At 59.9% G+C, this 7,857-nt stretch carries 6 protein-coding genes; 3 read left to right on the forward strand and 3 right to left on the reverse strand.

The features are described from left to right. The first annotated feature begins 26 nt into the window (after positions 1-26). Together AACY49_RS27955 and AACY49_RS27960 are read left to right on the forward strand one after the other, a co-directional pair. A complete protein-coding gene (locus AACY49_RS27955) occupies positions 27-1,895 on the forward strand; it encodes a c-type cytochrome (protein ID WP_339527487.1) in 1,869 nt (622 codons plus the stop codon). A 26-nt stretch (positions 1,896-1,921) separates the two neighbouring features. Further along, positions 1,922-3,169 carry a metallophosphoesterase gene (locus AACY49_RS27960; RefSeq protein ID WP_258698733.1) on the forward strand — a complete coding sequence of 416 codons (1,248 nt, stop codon included), beginning with the start codon at positions 1,922-1,924 and terminating at the stop codon, positions 3,167-3,169. A 120-nt stretch (positions 3,170-3,289) separates the two neighbouring features. Here the strand turns inward: AACY49_RS27960 and gbcA are convergent, their stop codons facing one another. After that, positions 3,290-4,582 (reverse strand): glycine-betaine demethylase subunit GbcA, encoded by a 1,293-nt coding sequence (gene gbcA / locus AACY49_RS27965; RefSeq protein WP_258698734.1) that lies wholly within the window; start codon positions 4,580-4,582, stop codon positions 3,290-3,292. 282 nt (positions 4,583-4,864) lie between these two features. Here gbcA and gbcB point away from each other — a divergent pair, with 282 nt between their 5' ends. Continuing rightward, complete coding sequence (gbcB, locus tag AACY49_RS27970; protein ID WP_339527488.1) at positions 4,865-5,965, forward strand: glycine-betaine demethylase subunit GbcB; 1,101 nt, start codon at positions 4,865-4,867, stop codon at positions 5,963-5,965. 54 nt (positions 5,966-6,019) lie between these two features. Here gbcB and AACY49_RS27975 read toward each other — a convergent pair whose 3' ends face one another. Together AACY49_RS27975 and AACY49_RS27980 are read right to left on the reverse strand one after the other, a co-directional pair. Further along, positions 6,020-6,844: an SDR family oxidoreductase gene (locus AACY49_RS27975; protein WP_339527489.1), complete on the reverse strand. Its 825-nt coding sequence runs from the start codon at positions 6,842-6,844 to the stop codon at positions 6,020-6,022. Between the two features lie 213 nt (positions 6,845-7,057). Continuing rightward, on the reverse strand, positions 7,058-7,591 hold the full coding sequence (locus tag AACY49_RS27980; RefSeq protein WP_339527490.1) for an REP-associated tyrosine transposase: 534 nt from the start codon (positions 7,589-7,591) through the stop codon (positions 7,058-7,060). Positions 7,592-7,857 lie beyond the last annotated feature (266 nt).

Genomic DNA, 7,857 nt, shown 5'->3' on the forward strand with positions numbered 1-7,857 from the left:
CGATCTGAACGATCCGGGGAACAAATATGGACAGTTACATCCGCTGGTTTCAACGCTTCATCTGGCTAGGCATTGTGATGAACATGGTCTTCGCGATCCCGGCGCTGTTCGCGCCGGCGTTGCTGACCTCGATGCTCGGAATGCCTCCCCAACTCTCCGATCCGTGGCTGGAAAACGCCGGTATGTTGCTGGTGGGGATCAGCCTGTTCTACATGCCGTCAGGCTTCAACGCACCCAAATACGTCGTGCATTCGTGGCTGTGCGTGTTGTCGCGATTGGTCGCCGTGGCGTTCTGGATCTACCTGATCAACACCAGCAACCAGGCCCAGGTGTTCGTGCCGATGCTGCTGGGCGATCTGAGCATGTTCCTAATCCTCGGGATTCTGCTGTACCTGGGCAGCGCTCCGGCCAATCGGCCTTTCGCGCTGCTTCGCGATGGCTGGCGTGAGTGGTGCGCAGCGTGGGCGCGACGCTGGCGGCGACATAGCTTCAAGGTCGCCACGCTGGTCGTGGTGCTGGCGCTGGGGTTTATCGGCTACGAAACCTGGTACCAGATGCTGCGAGTGGTGCCGGCCGAGCAATACGCTTCCGACGAAGACCACTACAAGTACGCCGCCATCGGCCTTGGCATCGAAGCGCGGATTCCCTATTACCTGTTCGCCGTGTTGCCGCAGATGTGCCCGGAGAAACTGCCGAAGCCCGGCGGTTACGAAGTGTTCGGTTTCCTCTACGAGAACGGCAAGGACCTGCCGATCGGCATGGCCAAGCGGCAGATCGGCTACCCCACCGTGGAGCCCAACTGCGCCTTGTGCCACACCGGCTCCTACCGCGCCAATGCCAGCGACGTTGCTACTCCGGTGGCCTCTGCGCCGGCCAATACCTTGCAACTGCAGGCCTTCCAGTGGTTCGCCTACGATTGCGCCAGCGACCCGAAATTCACCACCGACGCGGTGATGACTGCGATCAACAGCAAGTTTCAGCTCGGGTTCTTCGAGCGCCTGTATAACCGCTACCTGATCATCCCGATGGCCACCAGCGCGCTGATCAAGCAGAAACAGGCCTACGCCTGGCAGCAACTGCGCGCACCGCAAGGGCCGGGGCGCACCGATACCTTCAACCCGACGAAAATGGTGGTGTTCGGCTTCCCGGATGACTCGACCATCGGCACCGTCGATTTGCCGCAAGTCTGGAACCAGAAACCCCGGGAGTCGCTGTACTTGCACTGGGACGGCAACAACAACGACATCCATGAGCGCAACTACGCGGCGGCCATGGCCGTGGGCGCGACACCGGAGTCGGTGCTGCCGGACAGTTTCAACCGGGTGACCAATTGGCTACTCGGGCACAAGGCACCGGCCTGGCCGTTCGCGCTGGACCAGACCAAAGTCGCCCGGGGCAAACCGGTCTGGGAAAACAACTGCGCCGGTTGCCATGATTTCGGCCGCACCGACACCGGTCAGGTCACCACCAACATTGATGTACTGGGCACCGATCCCCATCGGCTGAACTCGTTCACCAGCGGTTTAGTCACGGCTTTCCATGGCTTCAAGAAAGCGCCGTTCGACTTTGGCGCCTATCGCAAGACCCAGAGCTACAGCAACACGCCCACCGATGGCATCTGGTTGCGCGCGCCGTACTTGCACAACGGTTCGGTGCCGACCCTGTGGGATTTGCTGCAACCACCGGAAAAGCGGCCGCTGGTGTTCTTCACCGGCTCCGACATTTACGACCAGGACAAGGTCGGCTTCGTCACCAGTGGCCAGCAGATGAAAGCCTCGGCGGACTTCAAATACGACACGCGTCTGGAGGGCAACCACAACGGTGGCCACCTGTACGGCACGCAACTGTCGGAACTCGATAAGCGGGCGCTCATCGAGTTCATGAAAACCCTGTGATTCCACTACGGATGGAGGAAGGCGACATGTCATTGGTCAGTCATTGGGAACACGAGTACGACAAGCTAAAAGTGCGGTTGCATGGTTTGCTCACGCGCGTGGAAATGGCCTGGATGAAGCTCGTCAGTGAGCTCGAACCCCAGGAGTTCGAAGCCATCATTGCGCTGCTCAAACGCGGCCACGATCAGGCGCAGCACGTGCTCAAGCATGGCGAGTTGCCGGACGATCAGCCGGGCGTGCCGTGGGAGTTGGCCCATGGCTTGTCGATCCTGCGCATCGGCAATGCCAGCCCGTTGCCGCAAACGGTGGATGAGTTACAAACCCGGGTGCTGAAGGACGGCAGTCTGCTCGGTTGCCGCAAATGGGAACTGCTCGACCTGTTATGGAGTGAAGCCCTGCTGAAATGGATCGAAAACCTGCGGCATCACGCGCCATTCGCCACTGACCCGGCATTGGTGAAAATGGATCGCGACGTGACTCTGGCGATCGCCGGCGACTGGGGCACCGGACCGTTCGACAGCCATGCCCCGGCGGTGGCGGTGGCGAATCAGATGCAACTGGCCCGGGCCAATTTCACCATTCACCTGGGGGATGTGTATTACGCCGGCACCCATTCCCAGGAAGACGTGGACATGGCCGGCTGGCCGATGGGCACGCAGGGCTCTTTCACTCTCAATTCCAACCACGAGATGTACAGCGGCGCCCACGGCTATTTCAAGGAACTGGCCAAGCGTTTTCCGGCGCAGCAGGGCACCAGTTACTTCGCCCTGTACAACGACGATTGGCTGGTGATCGGCCTCGACACGGCGTATGCCTCGGACGCCATGAACCTGTACATGGATGGCACCCTGAACCAACCGCAGATCGACTGGATGAAAAGCCTGCCCCAACGCAAGAAGATCATGGTGCTCAGTCATCACCAAGGCTTCGATATTTCCGGGCACAACAAGACCGCGCTGTATCAACCCGTCTGCGATGCCCTGGGGCGCGAGCCGGATTACTGGTATTGGGGGCATTTGCACAACGGCATCTGCTATGCCACTCAAGGCGGGTTGCATGCGCGCTGCGCCGGGCACGGGGCGATTCCCTACGGCAATGCCAGCGAGTTGAATGGACATTCGCGGGTGCTGTGGTCGGAAACGCAAAATGCGCGGGATGCGGCGTACCCGGATCGGGTGTTGAATGGTTATGTGAAGGTGCGGCTGGTGGGGGAGAACATCGAAGAGACGTTTATTGGCGAGGATGGCAGTGTGAGGTGGGCCTCAGCCCAATGATCGTTCCCACGCTCTGCGTGGGAATGCAGCCCGGGACGCTCCGCGTCCCAAGAGCCGAACGCGGAGCGTCCGTTGAGGCATTCCCACGCGGAGCGTGGGAACGATCAAACGATCAAGCTTTTATTGCGCCGCGACACCCTTGAGGTAGGCTGGAGCTTCCGCCCCAAGGTTGTTCAGCAACCGCTCGCTGTACCAATCCACGAAGTTCACCACACCAAACTCATAGGTCTTGGAGTAAGGTCCAGGCTGGTAAGCCGTGGAGTTGATCCCGCGCTGGTTCTCTTCGGCCAGGCGACGGTCCTGATCGTTGGTGGCATCCCAGACCTGGCGCATGCGCTCCACGTCGTAGTCCACGCCTTCGACCGCGTCCTTGTGCACGATCCACTTGGTGGTGACCATGGTCTCCTGAGCGCTGATCGGCCACACGGTGAACACGATGATGTGGTCGCCCATGCAGTGGTTCCACGAGTGCGGCAGGTGCAGGATGCGCATCGAGCCCAGGTCCGGGTTCTTGATGCGGCCCATCAGTTTGGCGCAGCCCTGTTTGCCGTCCATGGTCATCGACACGGTGCCCTTGAGCAGCGGCATGCGCACGATGCGGTTACGCAGGCCGAAACTGGCGTGGGCGTAAGGGATTTTCTCGGCTTCCCAGGCAGCGGCCGAGGCGGCTACGTGATCCTTGAAGGCCTGGTCGGCACGCGGGTCGGTGACGTCGTCCCATTCCAGCAGGGTTTTCAGCAGTTCCGGGTGCGACGCGTTGCAGTGGTAGCACTCGCGGTTGTTTTCCAGCACCAGTTTCCAGTTGGCCTTTTCCATCAAGGTGGTTTGCACCGCCACCTTGGTGTTCTCCATGTCGTACGGTTCCATGTAATGGCTGAGCGTCGACAGGAAGTCGTCGATGGCCGGTGGATTCTCCGACAGGCTGATGAAGATGTAACCGCCGGCGGTCTTCACGTTCACCGGTTTGAGGCCGTACTGCTTCATGTCGAAGTCGGCGCCCATTTCGGTGCCGGCGAACAGCAGGCGACCGTCCAGCTCGTAAGTCCACTGGTGGTAGTGGCAGACCAGTTTGGCGACTTTGCCTTTTTCACTGGTGCACAACCGTGAACCGCGGTGGCGGCAGACGTTGTGGAACGCATGCACCACGCCGTCGGCGCCGCGAATCACGATAATCGGGTTCTTGCCGACTTGCAGGGTCAGGTAGTTGCCCTTGGTCGGGATCTCGCAGGTCATGCCGGCTATCAACCACTCTTTCTGGAAGATTTCCTGCATGTCGATATCAAACAGCCGCTCGTCAGAGTAAAACGGCTGCGGCAGCGAGAAAGTGCGCTCGCGCTCTTGCAGCATCTGCGCGGTGGCCTTGCGTGCGGGTTCCAGTGGATCGCCCAGGCTCAGTGTAGTGGTGACGTCCATCGTGTGTTTCCTCAAGGCCATCTGCGTGGCCGCGAAAGTGGCTGATCAGGTTTGCTACGCAAGGTGTAAAGAGTGTGTCTTGGTATGGGGCGAGTGTGGGGCCGGCGCTCGCCAGAACCTTATCCATGGGCGACATGGCCCAATCTGTTCCCGACGCGCAACCCCCGGTAATTGGGGGCTGGTCGCGATAAGTATGTGAATGTCGCAGATAGGTAAATGGCGGGGCTGCGCTATACGCAGAATCGCCAACATGAAGGCCGGTAGTCGGCCGTGGAGATCAGCATGTCCAACAGCTTCCTGAACCCGGTAACCACCCAGACCTGGGCCAATGGTCGACACATTGTCCGTTGCGTCAAAGTCATCCAGGAAACCTGGGATGTGCGCACCTTCTGCTTTATGGCCGACCAGCCGATCCTGTTCTTCTTCAAGCCCGGGCAGTTCGTCACCCTGGAGCTGGAAATCGACGGCGTGCCGATCATGCGCTCCTACACCATTTCCAGTTCGCCGTCGGTGCCGTACAGCTTTTCGGTGACCATCAAGCGCGTGCCGGGGGGCAAGGTCTCCAACTGGCTGCACGACACCCTGCACGAAGGCCAGGAGCTGGCAGTGCACGGGCCGGTCGGGCTGTTCAACGCCATGGACTTCACCGCGCCGAAAGTACTCTACCTCAGCGGTGGTGTCGGCATCACGCCGTGCATGTCCATGGCGCGCTGGTTCTATGACACCAACGGCAACGTCGACATGGTGTTTATCCACAGCGCCCGTTCGCCCAAAGACATCATTTACCACCGCGAGCTGGAACACATGGCGTCGCGGATCGATAACTTCAGCCTGCACCTGATCTGCGAGAAGCATGGTCTGGGCGAACCGTGGGCCGGTTATCGCGGTTACCTGAATCACAAGATGCTCGAACTGATGGCGCCGGACTTCCTTGAGCGTGAAGTCTTCTGCTGCGGCCCGACCCCGTACATGAACGCGGTCAAGCGCATGCTCGAGGCGGCGGGTTTCGACATGAAGCGTTATCACGAAGAATCCTTCGGCGCGACGCCGCCGGAAGCCCGTGCCGATGCGGTGGAGCAAGCCGAAATCGCAGCAGACGCACCGGAAGTCGACGTGGCGGATCTGCACCAGGTGGAATTCACCGCCTCCGGCAAGAGCATTCGCGTGGCGCCAGGGGAAACCGTCCACGCAGCAGCGGCCAAGCTTGGCCTGCTGATTCCGAAAGCCTGCGGGATGGGGATCTGCGGAACGTGCAAGGTGATGAAGCTGGGCGGTGAGGTCGAGATGGACCACAACGGCGGGATCACAGAAGAAGACGAAGCCGAGGGTTACATCCTGTCGTGCTGCAGCGTGCCGAAGGGGGATGTGCGGATCGAGTTCTGATTCTCACCGCAGAACCTATGTGGGAGCTGGCTCGCTCCCACAATGGTCAATATTTCAGTCGATAAACAGGTCGGGCATCAGCTTGTCATTGCTGTCCGGCTCAAAACGGTAATGATCAAATTCGGTCACTCCCTGCTCACGCAAAATCTCCTCATCGATCAGCAAGCGCCCGGTAATGCTTCGGCCGCTACTATCGAGAATCGCGTAAGCCGCATCCGCCATAATCACCGGCGAACGCGCGTGCTTGAACGACTCGCGTGACCCCAGTTGAAACTCGATTGCGGCAGTGGCGATCATGGTCTGCGGCCACAGGGAATTGACGCTGATGCCGTAGGAGGCGAATTCCTCGCTCATGCCCAGGGTGAGCATGCTCATCCCGTACTTGGTCACTGTGTAAGGGCTGTACTGGGCGAACCACTTGGTGGCCAGGTTCAGCGGCGGGGACAGGTTGAGGATGTGTCCGCCGGACTTCTTCAGATAGGGCAGGGCCGCCTGGCTGCACAGCAGCACGGCGCGGGTGTTGATCTGATGCATCAGGTCAAAGCGCTTGAGTTCGATGTGTTGCACCCCGGTCAGCTTGATCGCCCCGGCATTGTTGACCAACGCATCGATGGCGCCGAAATGCTCGCTGGCGTCGACCATGGCCTGGCGCACGGCCATTTCATCACGCACATCCACCTGCAAGGCCAGCGCCTTGCCGCCCGCGGCTTCGACTTCCGCCGCCACGCTGAAAATCGTGCCAGGCAGTTTGGGGTGAGGGGCAGCGCTTTTGGCGGCAATCACGATGTTGGCCCCATCCTTTGCTGCCCGCAGCGCAATCTCACGCCCGATGCCACGGCTGGCGCCGGTGATGAACAGGGTTTTGCCTTGTAATGACATGCGTACGCTCCTGAGGGGTGTGATCCGAGCGGATCGAAAGGGCTCGCCAGTCAATGTAGACCAACTCTCCAGCCGCCACTGATCGTTCCCAAGCTCCGCGTGGGAATGCCTTTTCCTGCCTCACCGCTGACGCAACGCCCGGCACCGTAATGACGCAGAGCGTCACGGGCTGCGTTCCCACGCAGAGCGTGGGAACGATCAGGTGGGGGACCCTCAGTACCAGCGCTGAACTTCGATCAGCCCCTCCATCCCTGCATAATTCCTCGCACTGGAATAGCGCCAGTGCTCAGGTAAATCCACGTACCCACGCTTCACCGGGTTGTAATGGATGTAATCCAGCTTCTGGCGCATCACCGTTTCGCTGTACACCATTTCCGCGTGCGAACCTTCCTGCCACAGCTGATAAACCCGATCCTGCTTATGTGCTCGTTTGCTGAAGCGCAGTCTTTGCAATGCGCGTTCGGCACCTTTGCTTTGCAGATCATCGATGATCTGACGCGCGGTGAAGGATTTGAACTGGCGGAGGCATTTGCTCAGGTCTGGAGCCTCGGCAACGAAATGCAGATGGTTTTCCAGGACGACGTAACCATACAGCTTTAGATCTTGGTGGGTTTGTTGATAGCGCCAGCAATTGAGCAAGTGATCGACAATGTAGGGACGGATAAACAGCGGCAGCCATTCCATGAGAGTGCAGGTCAAGAAATGGGGTTTATCGGGTTCGGTGATGGTGTAGCGGCTTCGGCCCATGGATGCATTCCTTTGCGAGGGAATGACTAGCGTGAGCGGGGTGATGTAGTGGGGCTAGCGGACAGCGCCGCAGAGAGAGTGGGAAATTGCGACGCGCCTCTAATGATCGTTCCCACGCTCTGCGTGGGAATGCAGCCCGTGACGCTCTGCGTCACAACGGTGCTCGGCATTGCATCGGCGGTGAGGCAGGAACGCGGAGCGTCCCGAGAGGCATTCCCACGCAGAGCGTGGGAACGATCAGCCTGGAGGGGGCTTCAGGCTGCCAT

Origin of the sequence: Pseudomonas sp. EL_65y_Pfl2_R96 (genome assembly GCF_963970905.1) — a bacterium.
Classification (GTDB): Bacteria; Pseudomonadota; Gammaproteobacteria; order Pseudomonadales; family Pseudomonadaceae; genus Aquipseudomonas.

Excerpts from the sequence above, each read along its gene's own strand:
- AACY49_RS27960 (WP_258698733.1), top strand. The coding sequence starts at position 1,922 with ATGTCATTGGTCAGTCATTGGGAACACGAGTACGACAAGCTAAAAGTG.
- gbcB (WP_339527488.1), top strand. The coding sequence starts at position 4,865 with ATGTCCAACAGCTTCCTGAACCCGGTAACCACCCAGACCTGGGCCAAT.
- AACY49_RS27955 (WP_339527487.1), top strand. The coding sequence starts at position 27 with ATGGACAGTTACATCCGCTGGTTTCAACGCTTCATCTGGCTAGGCATT.
- gbcA (WP_258698734.1), bottom strand. The coding sequence starts at position 4,582 with ATGGACGTCACCACTACACTGAGCCTGGGCGATCCACTGGAACCCGCA.
- AACY49_RS27980 (WP_339527490.1), bottom strand. The coding sequence starts at position 7,591 with ATGGGCCGAAGCCGCTACACCATCACCGAACCCGATAAACCCCATTTC.
- AACY49_RS27975 (WP_339527489.1), bottom strand. The coding sequence starts at position 6,844 with ATGTCATTACAAGGCAAAACCCTGTTCATCACCGGCGCCAGCCGTGGC.